This is a genomic window from Enterobacter cloacae complex sp. I2, from assembly GCF_014896205.1.
In the GTDB taxonomy this organism is placed as follows: Bacteria; Pseudomonadota; Gammaproteobacteria; order Enterobacterales; family Enterobacteriaceae; genus Enterobacter; species Enterobacter quasihormaechei.
Genome location: NZ_JADBRA010000026.1, coordinates 36,040 through 62,819, shown reverse-complemented (window position 1 = coordinate 62,819; position 26,780 = coordinate 36,040). Strand labels below are relative to the sequence as shown.

General features: G+C 58.3%; 19 protein-coding genes and 2 tRNA genes. 13 read left to right on the top strand and 8 right to left on the bottom strand.

Annotated elements, in window-relative coordinates; translation table 11 throughout:
* The first annotated feature begins 309 nt into the window (after positions 1–309).
* Positions 310–1,818 carry an anion permease gene (locus IM300_RS20160; RefSeq protein WP_074160984.1) on the top strand — a complete coding sequence of 503 codons (1,509 nt, stop codon included), beginning with the start codon at positions 310–312 and terminating at the stop codon, positions 1,816–1,818.
* 55 nt (positions 1,819–1,873) lie between these two features.
* A complete protein-coding gene (gene fumA / locus IM300_RS20155; protein ID WP_193038027.1) occupies positions 1,874–3,523 on the top strand; it encodes a class I fumarate hydratase FumA in 1,650 nt (549 codons plus the stop codon).
* On the opposite strand, the gene IM300_RS20150 is transcribed toward fumA, so the two are convergent.
* A complete protein-coding gene (locus IM300_RS20150) occupies positions 3,512–4,417 on the bottom strand; it encodes a LysR family transcriptional regulator (RefSeq protein ID WP_193038025.1) in 906 nt (301 codons plus the stop codon). The genes fumA and IM300_RS20150 overlap by 12 nt on opposite strands.
* A gap of 95 nt (positions 4,418–4,512) precedes the next feature.
* On the opposite strand from IM300_RS20150, the gene IM300_RS20145 reads away from it, so the two are divergent.
* From IM300_RS20145 to IM300_RS20135, 3 genes are all read left to right on the top strand, one after another.
* On the top strand, positions 4,513–5,808 hold the full coding sequence (locus IM300_RS20145; RefSeq protein ID WP_193033684.1) for a serine hydrolase: 1,296 nt from the start codon (positions 4,513–4,515) through the stop codon (positions 5,806–5,808).
* Positions 5,809–6,069: 261 nt separating this feature from the next.
* On the top strand, positions 6,070–7,371 hold the full coding sequence (locus IM300_RS20140; RefSeq protein ID WP_063450198.1) for an MFS transporter: 1,302 nt from the start codon (positions 6,070–6,072) through the stop codon (positions 7,369–7,371).
* Positions 7,372–7,377: 6 nt separating this feature from the next.
* Positions 7,378–8,166, top strand: coding sequence for a substrate-binding domain-containing protein (locus IM300_RS20135; RefSeq protein WP_370552252.1), 789 nt, complete (start codon positions 7,378–7,380; stop codon positions 8,164–8,166).
* Here the strand turns inward: IM300_RS20135 and IM300_RS20130 are convergent.
* On the bottom strand, positions 8,138–9,040 hold the full coding sequence (locus tag IM300_RS20130; protein WP_063868391.1) for a LysR family transcriptional regulator: 903 nt from the start codon (positions 9,038–9,040) through the stop codon (positions 8,138–8,140). The genes IM300_RS20135 and IM300_RS20130 overlap by 29 nt on opposite strands.
* A gap of 265 nt (positions 9,041–9,305) precedes the next feature.
* Here IM300_RS20130 and mtfA point away from each other — a divergent pair, with 265 nt between their 5' ends.
* A complete protein-coding gene (mtfA, locus tag IM300_RS20125) occupies positions 9,306–10,103 on the top strand; it encodes a DgsA anti-repressor MtfA (protein ID WP_193038021.1) in 798 nt (265 codons plus the stop codon).
* Positions 10,104–10,106: 3 nt separating this feature from the next.
* On the opposite strand, the gene IM300_RS20120 is transcribed toward mtfA, so the two are convergent.
* Positions 10,107–11,306, bottom strand: a complete 1,200-nt coding sequence (locus tag IM300_RS20120) for an MFS transporter (RefSeq protein ID WP_193033681.1) — start codon at positions 11,304–11,306, stop codon at positions 10,107–10,109.
* Positions 11,307–11,444: 138 nt separating this feature from the next.
* Between IM300_RS20120 and IM300_RS20115 the strand changes: the two genes are divergently transcribed.
* The 6 genes from IM300_RS20115 to IM300_RS20090 all read left to right on the top strand — a co-directional run bounded on the left by IM300_RS20115 (position 11,445) and on the right by IM300_RS20090 (position 19,654).
* Complete coding sequence (locus IM300_RS20115) at positions 11,445–13,187, top strand: IucA/IucC family siderophore biosynthesis protein (protein WP_193038019.1); 1,743 nt, start codon at positions 11,445–11,447, stop codon at positions 13,185–13,187.
* A complete protein-coding gene (locus IM300_RS20110) occupies positions 13,187–14,134 on the top strand; it encodes a GNAT family N-acetyltransferase (RefSeq protein WP_193038017.1) in 948 nt (315 codons plus the stop codon). Before IM300_RS20115 ends, IM300_RS20110 begins: the two co-directional genes overlap by 1 nt.
* On the top strand, positions 14,131–15,873 hold the full coding sequence (gene iucC, locus IM300_RS20105) for an aerobactin synthase IucC (RefSeq protein ID WP_370552251.1): 1,743 nt from the start codon (positions 14,131–14,133) through the stop codon (positions 15,871–15,873). The genes IM300_RS20110 and iucC overlap by 4 nt, the downstream gene beginning before the upstream one ends.
* The gene (locus IM300_RS20100) at positions 15,870–17,195 is read left to right on the top strand and encodes a lysine N(6)-hydroxylase/L-ornithine N(5)-oxygenase family protein (RefSeq protein WP_107533324.1); all 1,326 of its coding nucleotides are present in this window, start codon (positions 15,870–15,872) and stop codon (positions 17,193–17,195) included. The genes iucC and IM300_RS20100 overlap by 4 nt, the downstream gene beginning before the upstream one ends.
* A 26-nt stretch (positions 17,196–17,221) precedes the next feature.
* On the top strand, positions 17,222–19,411 hold the full coding sequence (locus IM300_RS20095; protein WP_063868385.1) for a TonB-dependent siderophore receptor: 2,190 nt from the start codon (positions 17,222–17,224) through the stop codon (positions 19,409–19,411).
* A 167-nt stretch (positions 19,412–19,578) separates the two neighbouring features.
* Positions 19,579–19,654 (top strand) — tRNA-Asn (locus IM300_RS20090).
* A gap of 99 nt (positions 19,655–19,753) precedes the next feature.
* On the opposite strand, the gene cbl is transcribed toward IM300_RS20090, so the two are convergent.
* Together cbl and nac are read right to left on the bottom strand one after the other, a co-directional pair.
* Entirely contained in the window at positions 19,754–20,704 is a 951-nt protein-coding gene (cbl, locus tag IM300_RS20085; RefSeq protein ID WP_063868384.1) for an HTH-type transcriptional regulator Cbl, read from the bottom strand.
* Between the two features lie 96 nt (positions 20,705–20,800).
* Positions 20,801–21,718, bottom strand: coding sequence for a nitrogen assimilation transcriptional regulator NAC (gene nac / locus IM300_RS20080; RefSeq protein ID WP_193038015.1), 918 nt, complete (start codon positions 21,716–21,718; stop codon positions 20,801–20,803).
* A gap of 320 nt (positions 21,719–22,038) precedes the next feature.
* Between nac and IM300_RS20075 the strand changes: the two genes are divergently transcribed.
* A tRNA-Asn gene (locus tag IM300_RS20075) sits at positions 22,039–22,114 on the top strand.
* 85 nt (positions 22,115–22,199) lie between these two features.
* Here IM300_RS20075 and ldtA read toward each other — a convergent pair.
* The 3 genes from ldtA to IM300_RS20060 all read right to left on the bottom strand — a co-directional run bounded on the left by ldtA (position 22,200) and on the right by IM300_RS20060 (position 26,368).
* On the bottom strand, positions 22,200–23,132 hold the full coding sequence (gene ldtA / locus IM300_RS20070) for a L,D-transpeptidase (RefSeq protein ID WP_193038013.1): 933 nt from the start codon (positions 23,130–23,132) through the stop codon (positions 22,200–22,202).
* Between the two features lie 63 nt (positions 23,133–23,195).
* Positions 23,196–25,889, bottom strand: a complete 2,694-nt coding sequence (locus IM300_RS20065) for a cation-transporting P-type ATPase (RefSeq protein WP_193038011.1) — start codon at positions 25,887–25,889, stop codon at positions 23,196–23,198.
* A 47-nt stretch (positions 25,890–25,936) separates the two neighbouring features.
* Entirely contained in the window at positions 25,937–26,368 is a 432-nt protein-coding gene (locus IM300_RS20060) for a universal stress protein (RefSeq protein WP_063868381.1), read from the bottom strand.
* Between the last annotated feature and the right edge of the window lie 412 nt (positions 26,369–26,780).

Sequence of the window (26,780 nt, the reverse complement as noted above, 5' to 3'; positions counted from 1 at the left end):
GTTATAAATTTGATACATAAAATGCGTAAAACCAGCGAATAACCACACTACTCCGAGTGGTTATTATAAAAAGTATAAAAATACGCTCATAATTCTATTTTTTTGATCGCGATCAATAGTAATGGCATCCAAAGGCGCAATATAAAAACATCATCATTTTTTATTTAGCGCAAACAAAAATGCGTTAAATCGCTATTACTGAAAACACAAAAACGCACCTTAAATAACTAAAAAAAGCAAAACGAATAAAGCAATCGAATGTGTGTTTTCGCTGTACGACGAATTTTTGACAACTTAAGACGTGAAACTATGAAAACAAAAACTGCTGTAACGCCTCCTGCGGCGAATCTGGCATCAAATGGAACAGCAAAACGCCTGCTGATGATGGCCCTGCCCATCATCGTTGCCGTCCTGCTGCTGTTTGTCCCCGTTCCTGAAGGGCTGCCGCCTTATGCGTGGCACTACTTCGCCATCTTTGTTGGCGTCATCGTTGGGTTGATTTTCGAACCTCTGCCGGGCGCCGTAATCGGCCTCACCGGCGTGGTGGCGATTGCGCTGTGCAGCCAGTGGGTGCTCTTTAGCCCCGAACAGCTGGCTGACCCGAAATTCAAGCTGGCGGGCGCCTCCTTTAAATGGGCGGTGAGCGGGTTTGGTAACTCCACCGTGTGGCTGATCTTCGGTGCCTTTATGTTTGCCGCGGGCTACGACAAAACCCGCTTCGGCCGCCGCCTGGCGCTGATTCTGGTGAAATATCTGGGCCGTCGCAGCCTGACGCTCGGTTACGCGATTACCTTCGCGGACCTGCTGCTGGCACCGTTTACCCCGTCCAATACCGCGCGCAGCGGTGGGACCATCTACCCGATTATCGCCAACCTGCCGCCGCTGTACGGTTCAAAACCGAACGACCCAAGCGCGCGTAAAATCGGTTCGTATCTGATGTGGGTGGCCATTACCGCGGCCTGTATCACCAGCTCCATGTTCCTCTCAGCCCTTGCGCCGAACCTGCTGGCGCTGGCGCTGGTGAAAAGCACCGTTGGGATTGATATCTCCTGGGGCACCTGGTTCCTCGCCTTCCTGCCGCTGGGCATCCTGCTGATCCTGACCATGCCGCTGCTGGCCTACTGGTTCTACCCGCCGGAAGTGAAGGTGAACAACGAAGTGCCGCTGTGGGCGACCCGTGAGCTGGAAAAACTGGGCAAACTGTCGCGCAATGAGATCCTGCTGCTGGTGTTCGTGTGCTGCGCGCTGCTGATGTGGATCTTCGCCGCCGCATGGATTGAGCCCGCGATGGCTGCCCTGCTCATCGTCGGCCTGATGCTGTGGACCGGCGTACTGGAGTGGAACGACATCACCGGCAACAAAGCCGCCTGGAACACCTTCGTGTGGTTCGCCACCCTGGTGGCGCTGGCGGACGGCCTCTCCTCCACTGGCTTTATCAGCTGGCTGGGTAAAGAAGGTGGCCTGCTGATGAGCGGTATCTCTCCGGGCGTGGCGACCATCGTCCTGCTGCTGGCGTTCTACCTGCTGCACTACCTGTTTGCCAGCACCACCGCGCACACCACGGCGCTGCTGCCGGCGATGCTGACCATCGCCTCCACCATTCCGGGCATGAATATGGAAGTGTTCGTCCTGCTGATGGTGACCTCGCTGGGCGTGATGGGGATCATCACCCCGTACGGTACTGGTCCAAGCCCGATTTACTACGGTAGCGGCTACCTGCCAACCAAAGACTACTGGCGCCTCGGCACCATCTTCGGCGCCATCTTCCTGGCGGCCCTGCTGCTGATTGGCTACCCGTGGATGTCCATGATGTTCTGATTCCTGACCGCCGGACTTCTCCTCCGGCGGTTTTATTTTTGTGGAGCAATACGCTATGTCAAACAAACCGTTTTTCTACCAGAACCCCTTCCCGCTCGCGCATGACGACACCGAATACTATCTGCTGACCAAAGAGCACGTCTCCGTTGCCGAGTTTGACGGTCAGGAAGTGCTGAAGGTGGAGCCCGAAGCGCTGACCCTGCTGGCACAGCAGGCCTTCCACGACGCCGCGTTTATGCTGCGCACCTCTCACCAGAAGCAGGTTGCGGCTATTCTGAGCGACCCGGAGGCCAGCGAGAACGACCGATACGTGGCCCTGCAATTCCTGCGCAACTCGGACATTGCGGCGAAAGGCGTGCTGCCAACCTGTCAGGATACCGGCACGGCAATCATTATGGGTAAGAAAGGCCAACGCGTCTGGACCGGCGGCTGTGACGAAGCGGCGCTGAGCCAGGGGGTGTATAACACCTATATTGAAGACAACCTGCGCTACTCGCAGAATGCGGCGCTGGATATGTATAAAGAGGTGAACACCGGCACCAACCTGCCCGCACAGATTGACCTCTACAGCGTCGACGGTGACGAGTATAAATTCCTGTGCATGGCGAAAGGCGGCGGCTCTGCCAACAAAACCTATCTCTACCAGGAAACCAAGGCGCTGATTACCCCGGCGAAGCTGAAAAACTACCTGGTTGAAAAGATGCGCACCCTCGGCACCGCAGCCTGCCCGCCGTACCATATTGCCTTTGTTATCGGCGGCACCTCCGCGGAAGCTACGCTGAAAACCGTCAAGCTCGCCTCTGCGCGCTACTACGATGAACTGCCAACCGAAGGCAACGCGCACGGCCAGGCGTTCCGCGACGTTCAGCTCGAACAGGAACTGCTTCAGGAAGCGCAAAACCTCGGCCTCGGCGCACAGTTCGGCGGGAAATACTTCGCCCACGATATTCGCGTGATCCGCCTGCCGCGCCACGGTGCCTCCTGTCCAATCGGCATGGGCGTCTCCTGCTCCGCTGACCGCAACATCAAAGCGAAGATTAACCGCGATGGGATCTGGATTGAGAAGCTGGAGCACAACCCTGGCCAGTATATTCCTGAATCCCTGCGCCAGCAGGGTGAAGGCGACGTGGTGAGCATTGACCTTAACAAGCCAATGAAAGAGATCCTGGCACAGCTTTCCGCGCATCCGGTCTCTACCCACCTGTCCCTTAACGGCACCATCATCGTGGCGCGCGACATCGCCCATGCGAAGCTGAAGGAACTGCTTGATAACGGCGAAGCGCTGCCGCAGTACGTGAAAGATCACCCGATCTACTATGCCGGTCCGGCCAAAACCCCGGAAGGGTATGCGTCTGGCTCACTCGGCCCAACCACTGCGGGGCGCATGGACTCCTATGTGGACCTGCTGCAATCCCACGGGGCGAGCATGATCATGCTGGCAAAAGGTAACCGCAGCCAGCAGGTCACCGACGCCTGCCATAAGCACGGCGGCTTCTACCTCGGCAGCATCGGCGGCCCGGCGGCGGTGCTGGCGCAAAACAGCATCAAGAGCCTGGAGTGCGTGGCGTATCCGGAACTGGGAATGGAAGCAATCTGGAAAATTGAAGTGGAAAACTTCCCGGCGTTTATCCTGGTGGATGACAAAGGCAACGACTTCTTCCAGCAGATCCAGAACAAACAGTGCAAAGGGTGCTCACAGCGCTGAGCATTTCCATAATGCCGGCAGCAGCGACAGCGTATCGTTGATAAGCCCGCGCTTGTCGCTGCCCGGCTTCCAGATGGTGACCATCGTCTGACTTATCCCCTGGCTGCCCACTTCGGTGGGCAGCCTTCTTACATTTTTCCACCGCGCCGCGTGAAGATGGGTCGGCAAAAAGCCCCAGCCGCACCCCTGCTCCAGCAGGCCGCGCAGCATCTCCAGTTCGTTAGTGAAAAGGGTGTGCCCTGAAATTTGCAGGCGACGCGCAACCGGCTCGTCGGATGCGGCATGCATAATCACCTGCGGCACCAGGGAGAGATCGAGCAGCGACACCGGCGATGCCACCTCCGCAAAAAGCGCCGTTGCGGCGTAAAAATCCATTTCGATCGCCCCTAATGCCCGCCACTCCATCTCATTGCCCACGCTGCGGTTGCGCGCCTGGCAGATGCCCAGATCGGCCTGGCCGCTCGCCAGCATGGCTTCCGCCTCATCGCGCGACGCGCTGGTCAGGCTCAGGCGAATTTTTTGCGTCGCCAGCGTGGCAATCAGCGCCTGCAAAAAGGCTCTGGGGGTGAACGGATCGTAAACGAGGGCAATGTCCTGCGTGGCGCTGTCCGGCACCGTACGGGCAAACGCCTCAAACGCTTTCACCTGCCGCATCAGCAGGTGCGCCTGCCGCTGAAGCTGCTCCCCTTCCGGCGTCAGGCGCAGGCTGCGCCCCTCCCGCAGGAACAGCGCGTAGCCCAGCCCATCCTCAAGAAAATCGATCAGATCTCGAAGGGTTGTACGATCTTTGCCGAGTTTACTGGCCGCCTTCATCAGGCTGCCGTGCTCAGCGACGGCGGTGAACGCCTCAAGCTGGGCAAAAGAGTAGATCAGGTTTGCCACGTTATTCTCCACGCGAATTTTACGGGGGATTTTCCCCCATAACGCGTTTTTTATTATAGGGCGCGGGTTCTTAAACTGAAATCCTTCCTGAGCCAAACGAGATAAATATGAAAAACAAAACCAATCGCACGCTGCTCGCGGCGCTTGTCGTCGGTAGCCTGGTCTCGCCTGCCGCGATGGCTGCCTGTGGCGGCACCGACCTCACGACCTGTCCGGCGCCTTTTGATGCCAAACTCCCGGACGCCCATACGATGCTCACCTGGAGCCAGGCCGACCGCGTGGTGGGCTTTCGCAATGACTACCGCAACTACGCGGGCGATGTATTCCGCCACGGCAACGCCTCGCCGCTGCTCGCCGCAGAAAAACCGCTCACAGATGCCCGCTATCAGGTGAATGGCAAAACCTATGATCTTCAGGATTACCTGAAGCGCCAGAACGTCAGCGGCATGCTGGTGCTGAAAAATGGCAAAGTGGCCTATAAATATCTGGGAGAAGGCAATACCGATTCAACGCTCTGGACCTCGCGCTCCGTGGGCAAATCCGTGGTCTCCGCGCTGGTGGGTGTGGCGATCAAAGAGGGTAAAATCCACTCCCTGGACGACCTTGTCACCCAATACGAACCGGATTTAAAAGGCACCGCCTGGGACGGCGTCACGCTGAAGCAGCTCATCACCCACACCTCCGGCGTGGCGTGGAATGAAGATTACACCAACCCGCAGTCAGACTTCGCCCGGCTTACCGAATGCGAAGCGAAGCCGGGCACCTACGACTGCGTGCGCACGCTGGTGAAAGGATTACGCCGCGAACATCCGGCGGGGGAAAACTGGTCCTATTCCTCGGGCGGCGCGTGGCTGTTAGGCGATGTGCTTGAGCGCGCCACCGGCATGACGCTCGCCGCGTATCTGGAGAAAAGCATCTGGCAGCCGTACGGCATGGCCAGCGACGGCGTATGGCATGCCTACAGCAAAGGCCAGCACGACGTGGGCGCGCACGGATTTAACGCAACCCTGGAAGACTGGGGACGCTTCGGAGAATTTATCCTGCATAACGGTACGCTGCCGGACGGGAAGCAGATCCTCCCTGACGGCTGGGTGAAGCAGTCCTCCGAGTGGACGCAGGCAAAAGGTTCTGTCTCCGCCGCGCATCCGAAAGGCCTTTACGGCTATCAGTGGTGGAACAATGAGGTGCCGGCCAACGCCACAAACGTAGAGCCAAAGGTCGAGGATTCGCTGAAGGACTCCCTCTGGGCGCTGGGCATTTTCGGCCAGATGATTGTGGTGAATCAGAAGGAAAACCTGGTGATTGTCCAGTGGTCCACCTGGCCACAGGCGGAGCCGTCATTCAGCGCCCAGCCGCTGGAAGCGTCGCTGATGTTTAGCGCCATTGCCAACGCGCTGCGCTAAATTACCGAAGCCAGGCTTTGCCTGGCTTCACCTCTGCGCGACGTCACAAAACAGCGATTTCAGCAACTTAGCGAAAACAGGTAAATAAAAGATCACCCAAATGTTAAGTTATTGTTGCTTATGTAAATCCTGGTCAACACATTGTCATTCATGCGCTGCACGCATCAATTCATGCGCTTTTTGCGCTTATTAATTCTCACATACTGATCCAGTTTTCAGAAACAGACGAGCATAACGTCGTTATAAAAACTGGAGATAACCATGGTTTCCTCAACCTCACCTGCAACCGTCCGGGCGAAAGCCGGCGCGATTTTCCGCGTCACGTCGGGCAACTTTCTTGAGCAATTCGACTTCTTTCTGTTCGGGTTTTACGCCACCTATATCGCCCACACGTTCTTCCCGGCCAGCAGTGAATTTGCCTCGCTGATGATGACCTTCGCCGTCTTCGGCGCGGGCTTTCTGATGCGTCCGATCGGGGCCATTGTCCTCGGAGCCTACATTGATAAAGTGGGTCGCCGTAAAGGGCTGATCGTCACCCTGTCGATTATGGCCGCCGGAACGTTTCTGATTGTGCTGATCCCTTCCTATCAGAGCATTGGCCTGTGGGCGCCGCTGCTGGTGCTGACCGGCCGCCTGTTGCAGGGTTTTTCGGCAGGCGCTGAGCTGGGCGGGGTCTCGGTTTATCTGGCGGAGATCGCCACGCCGGGCCGCAAGGGTTTTTACACCAGCTGGCAGTCGGGCAGCCAGCAGGTCGCCATTATGGTCGCGGCGGCGATGGGCTTCGCGCTGAACGTGGTGCTGGAAGAGAGCGCCATTCGCGAGTGGGGCTGGCGTATCCCGTTCCTGTTTGGCTGTCTGATTGTGCCGTTCATCTTTTTCCTGCGCCGCAAGCTGGAGGAGACCGAGGAGTTCAGCGCCCGTCGCCACCATCTGGCGATGCGTCAGGTCTTCACAACGCTGCTCGCCAACTGGCAGGTTGTCGTCGCGGGCATGCTGATGGTGGCGATGACTACCACCGCCTTTTACCTGATCACCGTTTACGCGCCGACCTTCGGTAAAAAAGTGCTGATGCTGAGCGCGTCGGACAGCCTGCTGGTCACGCTGCTGGTGGCGGTGTCCAACTTTATCTGGCTGCCGATCGGCGGTGCGCTTTCGGACCGCTTCGGGCGGAAGCCGGTGCTGATCGCCATGACGCTGCTGGCGCTGGCAACCAGCTATCCGGCGCTGACGATGCTGGCCGCCGCCCCGAGCTTCTCCATGATGCTGACCGTACTGCTGTGGCTCTCTTTCCTCTATGGCCTGTATAACGGCGCGATGATCCCGGCTCTGACGGAGATCATGCCAACAGAAGTCCGCGTAGCGGGCTTCTCGCTGGCTTACAGCCTGGCGACCGCCGTCTTTGGCGGCTTCACGCCGGTGATCTCGACCGCCTTGATTGAGTACACCGGGGACAAAGCCTCTCCGGGCTACTGGATGAGCTTTGCCGCCGTTTGCGCCCTGCTGGCAACGCTCTATCTCTATCGTCGCCGTACGTTAGCCCTGCACACCGCCGTTGAGGAGTGATTGATGATGCTTACATTCAGAACGGTGATTACCGCCCTGACCTTCGCCACCCTCAGCGCGGGCGCGCTTGCACAGGATGTGACGGTGATGATTTCAGGCGGCTTCAGAGCGGCGCTGGAGAAACTGGCGCCGCAGTATGAGGCCAAAAGCGGCGACAGGCTCGTTTTAATCTCCGGCCCGTCGATGGGCAAAACCCCGCAGGCTATTCCCGCCCGGCTCGCCCGGGGCGAAAAAGCGGATGTGGTGATTATGGTTGGCAATGCGCTGGAAAAGCTTGAACAGGATCGTTGGACGGCGCCGGGCTCCCGTGTGGAGCTGGCAGATTCGCCCGTCGGGATGGTCGTTAAAGCGGGCGCGCCGGTGCCGGATATCAGTACGGTGGCTGCCCTTCGACAAACGCTGCTGAAGGCCCAATCCATGGCGTATTCCGACAGCGCCAGCGGCCGCTATGTCGAGAGCGAGCTGTTCGGGAAACTGGGCATCGACGGCCAGGTTCACGGTAAAGCACATCGGGTTGAACGCATCCCGGTGGCGTCTGAGGTGGCGAAAGGGAAATACGACCTCGGCTTTCAGCAGGTCAGCGAACTTCTGCCGGTACCGGGGGTGACGTTTGTGGGCAAGCTGCCTGACGACATGCAGTACATAACCCGCTTCGCCGGCGCCGTGACCCAGAGCGCCGACCATCCTGAACGGGGGAAAGCGCTGCTGGCCTTTCTCTCTTCCCCGGATGCAGCACCGATCGTGACGGCAACCGGGCTACAGCCCGTTAGCGCAGATCGCGATACTGCTCGGTGATCAGCGCTTCCAGTTCGGCAGCAATATAGGACTGGATCCGCCCGCGACGGCGAATCAGCCCCACGGTCCGCCTGACTTCGGGCTCGGTTAAAGGGACCGACGTCAGGAGCGAATGTTCGGCGCGGGGCATCGACATGGCGGGAACGGCGGCAATGCCGATCCCGGCTTCAACCATCCCCAGCATGGTCGTCACGTGCCGTGTTTCGCAGATGCTGGGGCGCTCGGGACGAATATGCCCGACCCGCTGGTCAAGAAGATTGCGGTTGCCGGACGTCTTATCCAGACCGATATAATCCTGCTGATAAAAAGCCTGCCACGTCAGGCTTTTTCTTTTGGCAAGCGGGCTGTCGCGCCGGCAGGCGGCGACGTAGACGTCCTCCACCAGCGGGACACATTCGATGTCGGGCTGCAAATTCTGGGCGAAACAGATACCAAAATCCGCCTGTCCGCGGGTGACGGCCTCAATAACATTCCCGGCGCTGCTGTCGATCAGCTTTATGCGTACGCGGGGGTAGCGAGACTGAAAGCGACGGATCACGTCCGGCATAAAGTAACACGCGGCTGACGGCACGGTCGCCACGGTGATCAGCCCCGTGCGCTCCTCGCTGGCTTTATCGATATCCGAAAGCATGGACTCCACGTCGGCAAGCAGTTGCCCGCACCGGTCGGCAAAGGTCTGACCATAGAGGGTCAGCGTGACGCGCCGGGTGGTTCTGTCGAAAAGCTTTGCCCCCAGCGCCGCCTCCAGCTTTTCAATTCTGCGACTCAGTGCCGACTGGGAAAGGCAGATAGACTCTGCCGCAAGGCGGAAATTGCCGTATTCCAGCAGCGCGCGGAAGGCGTAGAGATCGTTGAGGTCAAAATTGACGGGCATACGGACGAGATCCTTAAGCACATAGGGTGAGAAGAGGTTTATCATAGCCGCGCACGACATACTTCACAAAATGAAGGGGATACCCCTAAAGCGCTATCAACCAGACGGCACATAGTGATAGTTTATGCGGGCTGGATTCCTCTTAAACAGGCTGCCCGTCTGCAAACTGCCGAAGAGGAGTGTCATACTGCTATACAGAGTATGTTGGCATGCTAACAGCCCCTGACCTTTCCATTTTGTTCACGTGCGAGTAACGAGCAAAGCGATGATTAAGTGGCCCTGGAAAACGAACGACGCTGGTCGAAATATGGCGCTGCCCTGGGATGAGGCTCTGGCGATCCCCGTGCTGGCGAATCTCTTGCCTGAAGAGCAATCAAAGCTGATTCAGCTGGCAGAGCGTTTTTTACAGCAAAAACGTCTGGTACCGCTACAGGGCTTCGAGCTCGACCCGCTTAAAAATTCGCGCATCGCCCTGCTCTTCTGCCTGCCGGTGCTGGAGCTGGGCATCGAATGGCTGGATGGCTTCCACGAAGTGCTGATCTACCCGGCACCGTTTATCGTTGATGACGAATGGGAAGATGACATCGGCCTGGTGCACAACCAGCGTATGGTGCAGTCCGGACAAAGCTGGCAGCAAGGGCCGATCATCCTCAACTGGCTGGATATTCAGGACTCGTTCGATGCCTCGGGCTTCAACCTGATTATTCACGAAGTGGCGCATAAGCTGGATACCCGCAACGGCGATCGCGCCAGCGGCGTGCCGATGATCCCGCTGCGCGACGTCGCGGGCTGGGAGCACGACCTGCACGCGGCGATGGAAAACATTCAGGATGAAATAGACCTGGTTGGCGAGAGTGCGGCCAGCATTGATGCCTACGCGGCGACCGATCCCGCCGAATGCTTTGCGGTGCTGTCCGAGTATTTCTTTAGCGCACCCGAGCTTTTTGCCCCTCGCTTCCCGGCGTTGTGGCAGCGTTTTTGCCAGTTTTACCAGCAGGATCCGCTCCAGCGTCTGCGGCAAAGCGAGGACGCTGCGAGCACGTCCTCACATCCGTTCCACTAATGTTTAAGGGGTACGATCGGTTGATCGTACCCACACGCTCACCGCGAGAAACAGCACCGCCATTCCCCATGCGGCAGTAATCAAAAACTGCTCACCGTACAAGCGCGTCACCACGGGCACCAGCAGTGCGCTGGCACCGTACCCCAACGTATGGCTGGTGGCAATTACCCCTGCGCCTTTACCCGTCGTCAGCCGATCGTTGAGCAAAAGCTGGTATCCCGGCGTGGCCATGGCGGCACCCAGCGAGGTGATGACAATGCCCACGTAGAACAGAGCGACGCTTGCAAGGCACATCAGCCCAAGCCCCGCCACCATCAGAACTGCGGCGATGAAGAGTAAAACCCTCGGGCTAAAATGCTGCGGGCGCACCACCAGAAACTGTGCCGCAAGGGTCGCCAGCGCGGCCAGGCTCAGCAGCATCGCGACATGATGGCTGATTTGCACGGCATCGCCATTGAAGAGCGGGTGGAGATGGGGCGATAAGCCAAGCTGCATCAGGCTGACCAGCGCTGCCAGCAGCAGCGCCAGCGCCAGGAAAGGCAGCATCGAGGCCTGTAACCGCGTCGACTGATGCGCCACCGGCGGCAGCGGCGGATCCGCGGCCTCGCGCAGCACCAGCAGCAGCGCGATAAGCGGTGCCAGCGCCATCAGCCAGAGCGGTGCGACCGGACTGACGCTGAGCATCAGCGCGGCCAGCGGCGGCCCCAGCAGACGCCCGAGGCTAAGGCCAGAGCTTATCGTCGCCAGCGCCGCCATTCTTTTATCCAGCCCGGCACGTTGAATGGCCCACGTCTGGGCCGCAGGCACCAGCCCCGAGACCGTCAGGCCGTACAGCATGCGCGACAGAATCAGGCCCGCCATTCCCCAGAAGGCATTCAGCGCGCCGTGCGCCATCGCCCAGACCACCAGCGCCATCACCACGAAGCTCACCAGATAGCCGCCTAACGAGGCCAGCATAACGATCTTGCAGCCGCGCCGCTCGCTCTGGCGTCCCCACCAGGGCGATGCGGGTAAAAAGAGCATCGAGCCGAACATCAACAGCCCGGCCCAGACGGAGAGCGAAAAACCGGTCATTGATACCAGCTGCGGCAGCATGACCAGCAAACCGTTTTGTCCGATGCCCAGTAAACCGGCGCCCAGCGCCAGGGGCCAGTTGGCCTTCGGGGCAATATCATCAGTCAGATTATTAATAGAGGCGCGCATAGAATTGTGAAGATAATGTCAATAAATGTGTGGAAATTATGAAGTTTATGAAAACAAATATTGCAAAAATAGTTGCGACTGTAAACAGAATGAATATCATAACGAGAATTATTATCAGTCATGGAATGAGGTACATCTATGCGTGCTCTGCCCCGCTCCGCCGGTACAGATGTTGCGGCCCAGTGTTTTTTGAACGCGCTGCTGCGCGAAACGAAGGACTGGCATTATCTTCCCGCAACCCGTGCGGATGAGTTATCGCAGATTCATATCCCGCTCTCCCCAACCCAGGCCATTCGGGTTCCGGTACGCTATTTCTCCCCCACGCAGCATCACCAGTATTGTTTCCCGGCCACGCTGATTCAGGCCGACAGCGACGGTGGTGACGCGGTCACATTTCATCAACTGATTGATTTCATTCTGCAAAAACCGTCGGTCAACGGATCTCTGGATGCCGATACGCTGGCGCGCTTTAGGCAGCGCGTGCTGGAAAGCCATACGCATACCTGGCAGGCCATTGATTTACGCCACAACTGGGCCAACCTGCGCGATAAGCCGCTGACCTTTGCAGAAGCGGAACAGGCGCTGCTGGTCGGCCACGCGTTTCACCCGGCACCTAAGTCGCACGAGCCGTTTAATGACGCCGAGGCGCGCCGCTATCTGCCGGATTTTGTCTCCCGCTTCCCGCTGCGCTGGTTCGCGGTTGAGAGTAAGCAGATTACCGGCGATAGCCTGAATGTTTCCCTGCGGGAGCGGCTGCTGCGCTTTGCGGCGCAGAGCGCCCCGGCGCTGCTTGGCCACTTCACGGACACCCGCTGGCTGCTGCCGATGCACCCGTGGCAGGCTGACTGTCTGCTGGAACAGCCCTGGTGCCAGCGTCTGGTCGAAAAAGGTGCCCTTCAGGACCTGGGCGAAGCGGGCGCGCAGTGGCTGCCCACCAGCTCCTCCCGCTCGCTGTACAGCGAAACCAACAGCGACATGATTAAGTTTTCCCTGAGCGTGCGCCTGACCAACTCCGTGCGCACGCTGTCGGTGAAAGAGGTTAAGCGCGGAATGCGCCTGGCGCGCCTGGCGAAAACGGAACGCTGGCAGGGGCTCCAGGCGCGCTACCCGACCATGCGCGTAATGCAGGAAGACGGCTGGGCGGGCCTGTGCGATGAGCACGGCGTCGTTCAGGAAGAGAGCCTGATGGCCCTGCGCGTCAACCTGCTGTTCCCTACCCCTGAAACGCAAACTAACGTGCTGGTAAGCCTGACGCAGGCCGCACCGGACGGCGGCGACAGCCTGCTGGCGGCGGCGGTTCGCCGTCTGAGCGCGCGTCTGGATCTCCCGCTCGCCCAGGCCGCGCGCTGCTGGCTGGACGCCTACTGCGACCGCGTATTACTCCCCCTGTTCAGCGCCGAGGCGGACTACGGCCTGGTGCTGCTGGCGCACCAGCAAAATATCCTCGTTGAGATGCAGCAGGATTTTCCCGTTGGGCTTATCTACCGTGACTGCCAGGGCAGCGCATGGACCGAAGGGGCCGACGCGTGGCTGAAAGAAGCGGGCGAAACCGACGTGGAAAACCGCTTTGGCGACAGCCAGCTGCTGCGCTACTTCCCTTACTACCTGCTGCTGAACTCCACCCTTGCCGTGACCGCCGCCCTCGCCGCTGCCGGCTTCGACAGCGAAGAGAGCCTGATGTCCCGCGTGCGGGACGCGCTGGCCGACCTGCGCAAAACGGCGAAGCAAACCCGCTGCCTCGATTACGTGCTCGACAGCCCGACCTGGAACTGTAAGGGCAACTTCTTCTGCTACCTGCACGATCGCAACGAAAATACCATCGCCGATCCGGCGGTGATCTATTTCGACTTTAGCAACCCGTTTTATAAGGAGAAGGCGTGATGGCCATTGCGAATATCGTCCATTCCGGCTACGGCTTCCGCTGCACGTCCACGGAAAAAAACCTGCCCCTGACCCTGGGTCTTGACGGCAGCGCGGTTCTTGATCGTCTGGCCGGGATCCCGGACGGCTGGCTGGTGGAGGCGCTCGACCAGCTGTTTGTTGCTGCGCCCGCCCTGACGGGCATTACCCTGCCGTGGGCCGCCTGGCAGGATGAACCCCAGGCGCAGGCGCTGTTTAGCCTCGCAAGCGGGGATTATCTGGCGCGTGAACGTTTCTGGCAGCTGCCGTTGTGGCTGAAAGGGGAACGTCCGCAGGCGAGCGGCGGCATGCAGTTTGACGAAAGCCGCCAGCTTTATTTCCCGCTGCGCCCTCACCGCCCGCAGGGTGAAGTCTATCGCCGTTACGATCCGCAGATTAAGCGCACCCTGAGTTTCCGCGTGGCGGACGTGGCGCTGGACGGCGAGCGTTTTACCCGCTGGATGAACACCCCACGCGTGAACGCCTTCTGGGAGATGGCGGGCCCGCAGGCCGAACAGGAAAATTACCTGCGTCGCCAGCTCGACTCGTCGTACTGCTATCCGGTGATCGGCTGCTTTGACGATGAGCCGTTCGGCTATTTTGAACTCTACTGGGCGCCAGAAGACCGTATTGGCCGCCACTACCGCTGGCATTCCTTTGACCGTGGGCTGCACATGCTGGTCGGGGAAGAGCACTGGCGCGGGGCGCAGTATATCCGCAGCTGGCTGCGCGGGCTGAGCCACTATCTGTATCTCGATGAACCGCGCACAACGCGTATTGTCGCCGAGCCGCGCTTCGACAATCAGCGTCTGTTCCGCCACCTGACGTCCGCCGGTTTCGACACGGTGAAGGAGTTTGACTTCCCGCACAAGCGCTCTCGTCTGATCATGAGCGAGCGTCACCGCTTCTTTCATGAGGTGGAACTGTGAACGCGCTCTGGCAGAAAGTGAACCGCGAGATGGTGGCGAAAATCCTCGCTGAACTGGAATACGAACGCACCCTGCGCGCCGAGCCGGTTTCGGCGGACGGCTGGCGCATCGCCATGGGCAACGCGTCATGGCAGTTCCGCGCCACGCGTGGGATCTGGGGCTGGCTGCATATCGATCCGGACACCCTGACCACCGCCAGCGGCGCGACGGTCGAAGCGGAAAGTGCTTTGCTACAACTCGCCACCGTGCTGGAGATGAGCGACGCGCAAACGGCGGAGCACATGGAAGATCTTTATGCCACGCTGCGCGGCGACATGCAGCTGTTGCAGGCGCGCGAAGCGCTGGATGCCGATGCGCTGATCCAGCTCGACCCGGACGAATTACAGTGCCTGATGCGCGGTCACCCAAAGTTTATCTTCAACAAGGGACGCCGCGGCTGGGGGCTGGATGCGCTACGCCAGTACGCGCCGGAATATCGCGGTCGCTTTCGCCTGCACTGGGTAGCCGTGCAGCGCGAGCGTCTGGTCTGGAGCAGCGACGCCGATTGCGACATTAACGCCCTGCTCGCCAGCGCCATGGACGATGCCGAGCGCGCCCGGTTCGACGCCCGCTGGCAGGCGCTGGAACTGGACGACCGCTGGCTGCCCGTGCCGCTGCATCCGTGGCAGTGGCAGCAAAAAATTGCCATTCATTTCCTGGCACAGCTCGCGCGCGGCGAAATGGTCGAGCTGGGCGAGTTTGGCGATGAGTATCTGGCGCAGCAGTCCCTGCGCACGCTGACTAACGCCAGCCGTCGCGCACCGTATGACATCAAGCTGCCGCTGACCATCTACAACACCTCCTGCTACCGCGGTATTCCGGGCAAGTACATTGCCGCCGGTCCGCTGGCCTCGCGCTGGCTACAGCAGCAGTTCGCCAGCGATGCCACGCTGATTCGCTCCGGAGCGCAGGTGCTTGGCGAACCCGCCGCCGGCTATCTGTCGCATCCGGGTTATGCCGCATTGCCTGAGGCGCCGTACCGCTATCAGGAGATGCTGGGCGTGATCTGGCGCGAGAACCCATCCTGCTATTTACAGGACGGCGAACAGGCGGTGCTGATGGCGGCGCTGATGGAAACCGACAACCAGGGGCGCCCGCTGATTGACGCGTGGATCAAACGCTCGGGCTTAACCGCTGACGCATGGCTGGACACGCTGTTTGAGGCGACGGTGATCCCCTTCTATCATCTGCTCTGCCGCTACGGCGTGGCGCTGATCGCCCACGGCCAGAACGTCACGCTGGTGATGAAAGACGACGTTCCACAGCGCATCCTGCTGAAGGATTTTCAGGGCGATATGCGCCTGGTGGACGAAGATTTCCCGCAGGCGCTGAGCCTGCCGGAACAGGTAAAAGCCGTCACCGCGCGCCTCAGTGCGGATTACATCATCCACGACCTGCAAACCGGCAACTTTGTCACCGTGCTGCGCTTTATTTCGCGCCTCACCCTGCAATGCGGCGTGAGCGAAACGCGTTTTTATCAGATCCTGGCGCAGGTGCTGCACCGCTATATGGCCGCCCATCCGGATCTTGCGGCGCGCTTCGCGAAGTTCGACCTGTTTAAGCCGCAGATTATTCGCGTGATCCTCAACCCGGTCAAACTGACCTTCTCTGAACACGACGGCGGCAGCCGCATGCTGCCAAACTACGTCTGCGATCTTGATAACCCTCTTTTTCTGGTCTCCCAGGAGTCAGCGCAATGAAAACGTATGATTTCATCGGCATCGGTATCGGTCCGTTCAACCTCAGCATCGCCGCGCTGGCAGAGGGGCTGGACGGTTTTAGCTCGCTGTTTCTTGAACGCAAGCCGCACTTCTCCTGGCACCCGGGGATGATGGTGCCGGACTGCCATATGCAGACCAGCTTCCTGAAGGATCTGGTCAGCGCCGTGGAGCCGACCAACCGCCACAGTTTCCTGAACTACCTCGTTCAGCGTAAGAAGTTCTACCGTTTTCTGACCACCGAGCAGCGCACCGTCTCTCGCGAGGAGTTTGCCGACTACCTGTGCTGGGCGGCGGATAATCTGACGAATCTGGCCTTCAGCCAGCAGGTGCAGCAGGTCAGCTTTGATGAGCAAAACGGCCTGTTTGAGGTGGTGACCCAGCGGGATCGCTTCCTTGCGCGCCACGTCTGCGTGGGGATTGGTAAGCAGATCAATCTGCCCGAGTGCGTCACCGCGCAGGATGATACCTGCTTCCACGCCAGCGAGATGATGCTGCGCACGCCGGATTTGGCGGGCAAACGCGTCACCGTTGTCGGCGGCGGCCAGAGCGGTGCGGATCTGTTTTTGAATATCTTCCGTGGGGAATGGGGCCAGCCGCTAAGCCTCAACTGGGTATCGCGCCGCAACAATTACAACGCGCTGGATGAGGCCGCGTTTGCTAACGAGTATTTCACGCCGGAGTATGTGGACAGCTTCGCCACGCTCGGTGACGACGCGCGTCGTCAGATGTTGCAGGAACAGAAGATGACCTCCGACGGGATCACCACGGAGTCGTTACTGGCCATTTACCGCGCCATGTACCACCGTTTCGAAGTGTTGCGCGAAAAACCCTGGGCGCACCTGCTGCCGTCCCGCTCGGTGACGGCGCTGACGCGCCTGGAAAACGGGCAGCGCCTGAGCATACAGCATCATCTCGACGGCGGGCGTGAACAGCTGGAGAGCGACGTGGTGATTTTCGCCACCGGCTACCGCGCCGTGCAGCCCGCGTTTCTGGCCCCGCTCTCTTCCCGACTGCGTCTGGATGAGGATGACGCCTTCTGCATCAACAATGATTTCACCCTTGAATGGGACGGCCCGCAGCGCAACCGCCTGTTTGCCGTCAACGCCGGGATGCACCGTCTCGGTATTGCCGAACCCCAGCTCAGCCTGATGGCCTGGCGCGCGGCGCGAATTCTGAATCGCGCTCACGATGACGAGCCGTTTGAACTGGCAACCACCCCCGGCGTTATCCACTGGCGAAGCACCACCAGCCCGGAGAGCAGCCAGGTTTTTAAATCATTAATGAAGACCACCGAGTACTGACACACACATTCAGGATCAACATAACAATGAAACGTTCTCATCTTTGGGTTTTAAATCCGTGCCTGCTTGCCATGCTTTCTACCTCTGCGTGGGCGGAAGAACAAAAGGAAGAAGATATTGTGGTCTCCGCCAGCCGTGCCCACCGCAGCGTGGCAGAGATGGCGCAGACCACCTGGGTTATTGAGCGGGCGGAAATTGAGCAGCAGGTCCAGGGCGGGAAAGAGATTAAAGACGTGCTGGCCCAGCTGATCCCCGGCATGGACGTCAGCAGCCAGGGGCGTACCAACTACGGCATGAACCTGCGCGGTCGCTCCATGATGGTGATGGTGGACGGCGTGCGCCTGAACTCTTCCCGCAGCGACAGCCGCCAGCTCGACTCTATCGATCCGTTCAACATTGACCGCATCGAAGTGATCTCCGGCGCCACCTCGCTCTACGGCGGCGGCAGTACCGGCGGGCTGGTGAACATCGTCACCAAAAAAGGCCAGCCGGAGACCGAAGTCGAGTTCCAGACCGGAGCAAAAAGCGGATTTAACAGCCATAACGACCATGATGAGAACGTCTCCGCTGCCGTGAGCGGCGGCAACGATAACGCGTCTGGCCGTCTGTCGGTCTCGTATCAGCGCTACGGCGGCTGGTATGACGGCAACGGCGACGAAGTGATTATCGATAACACCCAGACCGGCTTGCAGTATTCCGACCGTATCGACGTGATGGGAACAGGCACCATCAACATCGACGATCATCAGCAGCTCCAGTTAACCACGCAGTATTACAAGAGCGAATCCGACGGGAAACATGGCCTGTTCCTCGGGGAGAATTTTGCTGCGGTCACGGGCGATGCCAAAGCCTATAACAAAGACAACCTGAACTCTGACCGTATCCCGGGCACAGAGCGTCACCTGATTAACCTGCAATACTCGAACACCGACTTCTGGGGCCAGGATCTGGTTGCGCAGATTTACTACCGTGATGAGAGCCTGACCTACTACCCGTTCCCGACGCTGAGCAAAGGCGCGGTAACCAGCATTGGCGCATCCCAGCAGAAAACCGATTTTTATGGCGGCAAGCTGACGCTGAACAGCAAGCCGATGGATGACCTGACGCTTACCTGGGGCGTGGATGCCGACCATGAAACGTTCGACGCCAACCAGCAGTTCTTCGACTTAAGCAAAGCGGCGGCGAGCGGCGGCATGGAGCTGGACAACGCCTACAACGTGGGCCGTTATCCGGGTTACAGCATCACTAACCTCGCGCCGTTCCTGCAAGCCAGCTATGACATTGACGCCATCACCCTGAGCGGCGGCGTGCGCTACCAGTACACCGAAAACAAGGTGGATGATTTTGTCGGTTACGCCCAGCAGCAGGCTATTGCCACGGGCAAAGCGACCTCAGCAGACGCGGTGCCGGGCGGAAAAACCGATTACAACAACTTCCTGTTTAACGCCGGGATCCTTGGACGTCTGACCGAACAGCAGCAGCTGTGGTTTAACTTCTCTCAGGGCTTTGAGATCCCGGATCTGGCGAAGTACTACGGTTCCGGCACCTATCAGCTGGTGGATGGTCACTATCGTCTGCAAAACAGCGTGAACGTGAACGACTCGACGCTGGACGGGATTAAGGTCAACGCCTACGAGCTGGGCTGGCGCTTCACCGGCGATAACCTGCGTACGCAGGTGGCGGCCTACTACTCGCTCTCGGATAAAACCATCACCATCAACAAGAGCGACATGACCATCAACCTGGAAGACGACAAACGTCGTATCTACGGGGTTGAAGGCCAGGTGGACTATTTCTTCACCGACAGCGACTGGAGCACCGGGGCGAACTTTAACGCCATCAAGTCCGAAACGCGTGAAAACGGGAAATGGGAGAAGCTGACGGTCGACAGCGCCAGCCCGTCGAAAGCCAGCGCATGGGTCAACTGGGCGCCGGGCGACTGGGCCCTGCGCGTGCAGAGCACTCAAACCTTCGACGTGTCGGATGCCGACGGTAAGAAGATCGATGGCTATAACACCATTGATTTCCTCGGCAGCTACGCCCTGCCTGTGGGGAAAGTCAGCTTCAGCGTGGAAAACCTGCTGGACAAAGACTACACCACCGCCTGGGGCCAGCGCGCACCGGGGCTGTATAGCCCAACCTACGGCGCACCGGGTCTGTATACTTACAAAGGCCGTGGACGTACGTTTGGTCTGAACTACTCCGTTCTGTTCTGATCCTTCGCGCCGCCTGCCAGCGGGCGGCGCAATTCGCTGTGCAATTTGAAAGCAAATTTGCTATTAAATCATCGGTTTGCTGAAATTCTCGGCAAACGAACAAAAACGTCGTTTTCCCCTTTGACAAGGCGCACGCAGGCCGATAATATTCGCCTCGTTCACACGATTCCTCTGTAGTTCAGTCGGTAGAACGGCGGACTGTTAATCCGTATGTCACTGGTTCGAGTCCAGTCAGAGGAGCCAAATTTGAAAAGCCTGCTTTCATAGCAGGCTTTTTGCTTTTGTGGGTTCGGTAAATTTGCCGGGTGGCGGCTGCGCCTTACCCGGCCTGCTGATTAGCGACTAAATCTGATAATCAATCGCCACTTCTTCCGGCTCCATCACCTGACGTTTGATCTCATCCACGGAGAGCCCCGCATTGCAGAGCTCGATAAATCGCCACACGTAGTTGCGCTGAAGTTGCCCGCGTTTCAGCCCCAGCCAGACGGTATTCGCGTCGAACAGGTGACGCGTATCGAGACGCACCAGATTATCGGCTTCACGCTCTGCGCCAGACTGCTCGGCCACCAGGCCAATCCCCAGCCCTAGCTCGACGTAGGTTTTGATCACGTCTGAATCCTGTGCGCTCAGCACCACGTCCGGCGTGAGCCCTTTACGCTTGAACGCTTCATCAATGCGCGAGCGTCCGGTAATGCCCTGCCGGTAGGTAATCAGCGGCCATTTGGCGATCTCTTCCAGCGTCAGTGGTGAAACCTGGTTCAGGGGGTGATCGGCGGGTAACAGCAGGCTGTGATGCCAGCGGAACCACGGGAATGCCACCAGCAGCGGGTCGTTGCTCAGCCGCTCGCTGGCGATACCGATATCTGCCCCACCGTTATGCAGCAGCACTTCGATTTCCTGCGGCGTGCCCTGGATGAGTTCGAGCCGTACGTCAGGAAAGATTTCACGAAAGGCTTTGATCACCGTCGGAAGGCTGTAGCGCGCCTGCGTATGGGTGGTGGCGATGGTCAGCACCCCCGAAGCGTCGTTGGTAAAGAGATCCGCCAGCCGGCGAACGTTGCTGGCCTCGTTGAGAATACGCTCAGCGATGGTCAGCAATGCCTTGCCTGGTTCCGTCATGCCCAGCAGGCGCTTGCCACGACGGATAAAAATCTCAATGCCTAACTCCTCCTCCAGCTCGCGGATATGCCGGCTGACGCCCGACTGGGAGGTGTAGAGCATGTTGGCGACTTCGGTCAGGTTGTAATCCCGCCTGGCCGCCTCACGAATAATTTTAAGTTGCTGGAAATTCACGATTCACTCCGGCGCATCTGACATAAGGCTATTGTTAGAGTCAGCCGGGCTGTAGAACAAATAATAAAAACCAGCATCTTATGCTTATTTGGAATATCAGCTGACCAGTTGCAGCTCGCGGTTTTCCAGCGACGGCTTGCTGACCAGAGACATCAGGATCTCTTTCACCGCCTGCGCCTGCGGTGTCAGTGAGCCGCGCGCGGACATATTCAAAGAGAGCGGTAAGCTCATGGATGGCGTAGTGATGCGGGCCATCCAGCCGTTCGCCGCGCTGCACAGTGAACGTGCGGCAGACTCGGGCAGTACCGTCACCCCCATACCACTGGCAATGGCGGCAGTCAGCGTGGAGATGGAGTCAATCTCTCCGATAATTTTCGCCGTCAGACGGCGCAGCGAGAACGCTTCGTCGACGCGCACACGCACGGCGCTGTAGTCGCGCGGCAGGAACAGATTCATCTCCGCCACGGCGGTTAAATCAATGCTCTGCCCCGGGCAATCATGGGTCCCGACCAGATAAAGATCTTCCTTCAGCAGCGGCTGGCTGGTGATCCCGGCAACCGGTGAGCGGTCGTACAGCACGGCCATGTCCAGCTGACCGTTGAGCAGTTTGTCATTGAGCACGGAACCGCTGTTCTCATGCAGATAAACCAGCACTTCCGGTAGCTCAGCGCGTACCGCCTGAAGCAGCGGCATGGTGACAGACGATGCGGCCGTTCCCGGCGCCAGGCCGATGGAGACATGCCCGCTCAGGGTCTGCCCCACATTATGAACGGCCAGCTGCGCCTGTTCGCACTGACGCAGGATCGTCCGGGCGTGGGTGTATAAAATTTTTCCCGCTTCGGTAGGCGTTACGCCGCGCTTGGTGCGGATCAACAGTTGCTGGTCCATTTCGCCTTCCAGAGTCGCGACCTGCTGGCTCAGCGCAGGCTGCGCGATATGCAGCACTTCAGCCGCCTGGGTCAGGCTGCCGATATCGACGATTTTTACGAAGTATTTCAGTCGTCTTAAGTTCATGTTGCCCCCTGTTCGAAAATAGCGTGCCGGTAACGGCTGTGTTGTTAAACAGGTTTTGCAATATGGATGCCAGTTTTTGGCGGCGGGAGAATATCTGCGTTAAGCGGCTGAAAATAAGGAAAGCCAATCGCTAATGCCAGTTTTGAGTCCGGGACAGTGGTTTCCGATCTGCCCCATTCGGGGTATGTCTGCACAAAAATGGTGCATTCCGTTGGCAAAAACGTCACTTTGCTGGTTTTGTCAGCAAACAGTTAAAAGTCAGCGATCCATCCTTTGACAAGGCGTACGCAGGTCGATAATATGCGCCCCGTTCACACGATTCCTCTGTAGTTCAGTCGGTAGAACGGCGGACTGTTAATCCGTATGTCACTGGTTCGAGTCCAGTCAGAGGAGCCAAATTTGAAAAGCCTGCTTTTAAAGCAGGCTTTTTGCTTTTCTGCGTTCGGTAAGTTTGTCGGGTGGCGGCTGCGCCTTACCCGACCTACGGTCTTGTAGGCCCGGTAAGCGCAGCGCCACCGGGCATAGCAAGCTTCACCGGCATCCCCGACCGCCGTTCCAGCTCAGCGGCTGCACCCTCGCTCACGAGCTGCGACCGCAGTGCAGCCGTAATCGGCAGCGGCACCTTGTTGGTCGATTCAAATTCAGCCCGATTGCGTGAAAGTGGCTCGTGGACCTCAACCCAGCGGCTGCCGTCCGGCTCGGTGGTCACTTTTACGGGCTGATCGATAAGCTGTACCCGCGTCCCCACCGAAACGTTATCGAACAGGTATTTGATATCGTTATTACGCAGGCGAATGCAGCCCTGGCTGACACGCAGGCCGATGCCGAAATTCGAGTTGGTACCGTGAATAGCGTACAGCCTGCCGATATAGAGAGCATACAGCCCCATCGGGTTATCCGGCCCGGCGGGAACGAACGCGGGCAACGTTTTCCCCTCTTTCGCGTAAGCGCGCCGCGTGTTGGGCGTCGGTGACCAGGTTGGGCCTTCCTGCTTGCGCTCAACGGCGGTTACCCAGTTACGCGGCGTCTCGCGCCCGGCCTGACCAATGCCAATAGGCAAGACCTCAACCGTATTGCTGCCGGGTGGATAATAGTAAAGACGCATTTCCGCGACGTTCACCACAATCCCCTCGCGCACCGTTGGCGGCAAAATTAACTGCTGCGGCACCACCAGCTGTGTACCGGCACGCGGTAAAAACGGATCTACCCCCGGGTTAGCTTCCAGCATATTGCTCAACCCCTGCCCGTGCTGCGCTGCAAACGCTTCGAGCGGCAGGGTATTGCCTTCAGGTACGGTGACGGTTATCGGCGCTCCCACCAGGCGGCTCCCCTCGGGAGGCAGCGGGTAGGTGACAGCAGATGCAGCGGGAACCAGCATACAAAGCGTAAAAACGAACGCGGCAAATCGAATCATAGTGTTCTGTACTCATCCAAAAGAGAAAGCCTGCCGGTGGGCAGGCTTATCATACTCACGCAATCACTTTTTCGTCGTGCGCCATCTCCGGGTAAGGACTTTTTCCGCTTCAACGATCATGAACATCGCAAACCCGACCAGGAAAGTAATGATCCAGTAGCGGAACGGCAGCGCCTCGGTACCGAACAGCATTTGCATGAACGGCGCATAGACGATCAGAAGCTGAAGCGCCAGCAGTACGCCGCTCACAATCCATATCCCCTTGTTAGCCAGCAGACCTTTACTCAGGGAGAAGCCGTCGGTGACGCGGCAGTTGAGCATGTAAAACCACTGGGCAGTCACCAGCATTTGCAGCAACACGGTGCGGATGAACTCCGGCGAGTAGCCGCGCGGTTGTAGCCAGGCCTCCAGCACAAAGGCGCTGATGGCGATCATCAGGCCGACAAACACCACGCGCCAGATGGCGTAACCGTCCATCACGTGCAGGTTAGACTTACGCGGCGGCCGGTTCATGATGTCCTTCTCACCCGCTTCAAACGCCAGGCCAAACGACAGCGTTGCCGAGGTTGCCATGTTCATCCACAGGATCAGTACCGGTGTTAGCGGGATCAGGTTCCCCGCCAGCAGGGCGATAATGATCAGCAGAGCCTGGGCGATGTTGCTGGGGATCACGAACAGAATGGTCTTTTTCAGGTTGTCGTAGACCCGACGCCCTTCATGGACCGCCCGGGCAATGGTGGCAAAGTTATCGTCCGTTAATACCATGTCGGCGGCTTCTTTGGTGACTTCAGTACCTTTGATCCCCATCGCGATGCCGACGTCTGCCCGCTTCAGCGCCGGCGCATCGTTCACCCCGTCCCCGGTCATCCCGACCACTTCCTGTTTACTTTGCAGCGCCTGCACCAGGCGGAATTTATCTTCCGGGCTGGTTCGGGCAAAGATATCGTATTTTTGCGCCGCCTCGCTCAACTGATGGTCGTCCATCGCCTCCAGCTCGCGTCCGGTGATGGCGCTCGCCGCATTGCCAATACCCAGCATCTGCCCGATGCTCATCGCCGTTTGCGGATGATCCCCGGTGATCATTTTCACGCGAATGCCCGCCTGTAGGCAGTCGGCGATGGCCGTAATGGCTTCCGGGCGCGGGGGATCCATCATGCCCGCAATGCCGAGCAGAATAACGCCCTCTTGCAGATCGGCATGGGTCAGCTCCCGCTGGCCGCTGGCGGCCGGCTTCCAGGCCGCAGCCACCATGCGCAACCCTTCGCGCGCATACTCTTCAATCTTCTCTTCCCAGTAGTGCAGGTTGAACGGCTCGAGCCCGCTATGGGTCTGCTGGTGCTGACAAAGACGGAAAAGGACGTCCGGCGCACCGGTAATTAACATCACCTCTTCGTCGCCCAGACGATACAGGGTGGACATGTATTTGTACTGCGAATCGAATGGGATTTTACTGCGCAACTCGGCATCAACTGCTGGCAGCGGAATTTTGGCCGCCAACACCTTCAGCGCGCCTTCGGTGGGGCCGCCGGTGATTTTCCATAACCCCTGCTCATCTTTGATCAGCTGGCTGTCATTACAGAGATCGACGGTGCGCAGATAGCGCTCCAGCACAGATCCCTGGGTCACGCTGACTGGCGTCGGATCGTCAACAGGGTGAATAGTGCCCACCGGCTCGTAGCTGTCGCCCTCCACGCGGTAGGTGGTGTCCGCGGTAATCACCGCTTTTACCGTCATCTCATTCATGGTCAGGGTGCCGGTTTTATCCGAGCAGATAACCGTCATCGCCCCCAGGGTTTCCACGGTAGGCAGCTTGCGAATAATCGCCTTGCGCCGCGCCATCGCCTGCACGCCCAGCGAGAGGATGATCGAGATAATGGCCGGTAATCCTTCCGGCACCGCCGCCACCGCCAGGCTAATCAGCGACAGCACCAGCTCTGAAACGGGCATATCGCGGAAGATGAGGCTGAAAACAAACAGCGCCAGCATCATGACCAGAATGGTGATGAAAATGGTCTTGCCGAGCTTGTCCATTTGCACCATCAGCGGGGTACGGTGTTTTTCGATGTCCGACATCATCTGGTTGATATGGCCGAGCTCGGTCTCGCCGCCGGTCGCCACCACCAGCCCTTTTCCCCCGCCGGAGCTGACCGTGGTGCCGGAATACAGCAGGTTGTAACGGTCGCCTAACGGCAGTTCACCGCTGAGCGCATCGCTGCTTTTCTCCACCACGGTGGATTCGCCGGTGAGGATAGCCTCTTCCACCCGCAGGTTGTGCGCCTCTATCACGCGAAGATCGGCAGGAATGCGATCTCCGGCGCGTATAACCACGATGTCTCCCGGCACCAGCGCCGTGGTGGGGATGGTTTCATGGCTGCCCTGCCGGATGACCACCGCCTCGCTGGAGAGCATATTGCGAATACTTTGCAGCGATTTCTCCGCATTGCTCTCCTGAATATGGCCAATCAGGGCGTTAATGACGGCCACCCCGAGAATGACAAACATATCCACCCAGTGTCCCATTATCAGCTTCAGCAGCGCCGCCACCAGAAGAACGTAAATGAGAACATCGTTGAAATGGGCCAGAAAGCGCAGCCAGCCGGGTTTACCCGGTTTTTGCGGTAAGGCATTTTCACCATATTTGTCCAGCCTGACGGTGGCTTCCGCACTGCTAAGTCCGTCCAGGCTGGATTGGATATTTATCAGGGTTTCATCAACGGTCTGTTGATAATACGGACGGTGAGGCTTTTCTGTTATCATCGTTCCTTCCTCGGGTTCTTTTCAGAAATCACCTTGCTTTCATGCCATTAACGAATAACGAAAACAGGAACATGCGCATAACGAACGATACTCGCCGCCTCTGACCCTAATAAGTGGGTTTGAATATTTGGATTGCGCGACCCCACAATAATTGCGCCGGCGTTAAGTTCATCCGCCAGTTTGATCGCCTCATCACGTATATTCCCGCTGCGAACGTGAAGATGAACATTTTCTTCCGGCAGGTTGATTTTTTTTACCAGCGCGGCAAGTTTTTCTTTAGCATTATTAACCATATATTCATCCATCTTTCTCGCGTCTGCAATAAAACCGCGGGTCAGTTCAGCCGAGAACTTTGGCATAACGTACAGCAGATGAACGTCACCCGATGCGCTTTGCGCGAGGAACTGGGCATGCTGTAGCGCTTTATCTGACAGCGCTGTTTCGTAAACATCCACCGGCACCAGAATCGTTTTATACATATCAAGCATCCTTTTTATAACCAACACAGCTGTGAGTGAATCAGGAGAGATCGCATCAAACCAGGGGGTATATGCGCAAAGGCCTTTTCGGAAAAAAGGGATGAATGCTATTAAACGTAGCACAGGAATATCAGGTTGTTATTCAAAGCGAATACGCTATCGTCACACGTGTTTCGCCTTAGCCTGCCACGCCACTAATAATGGTTATTTAACATTTATTTATTCACCGACTATGCTCATAGTCAGGCATGCAATACGTTCATTCATATTTACCCTGCGCCACCTTCTACCTCATGGAGGAATGCATGTACGGTTTAAGCCTGATTCGCCTTGGTTTGTTTATCGCGCTTGCCATTATCGCCAGCACAGCAATCGGTTTATTTACCTATGTGGTCGTCTCGGCCCTGGCAGA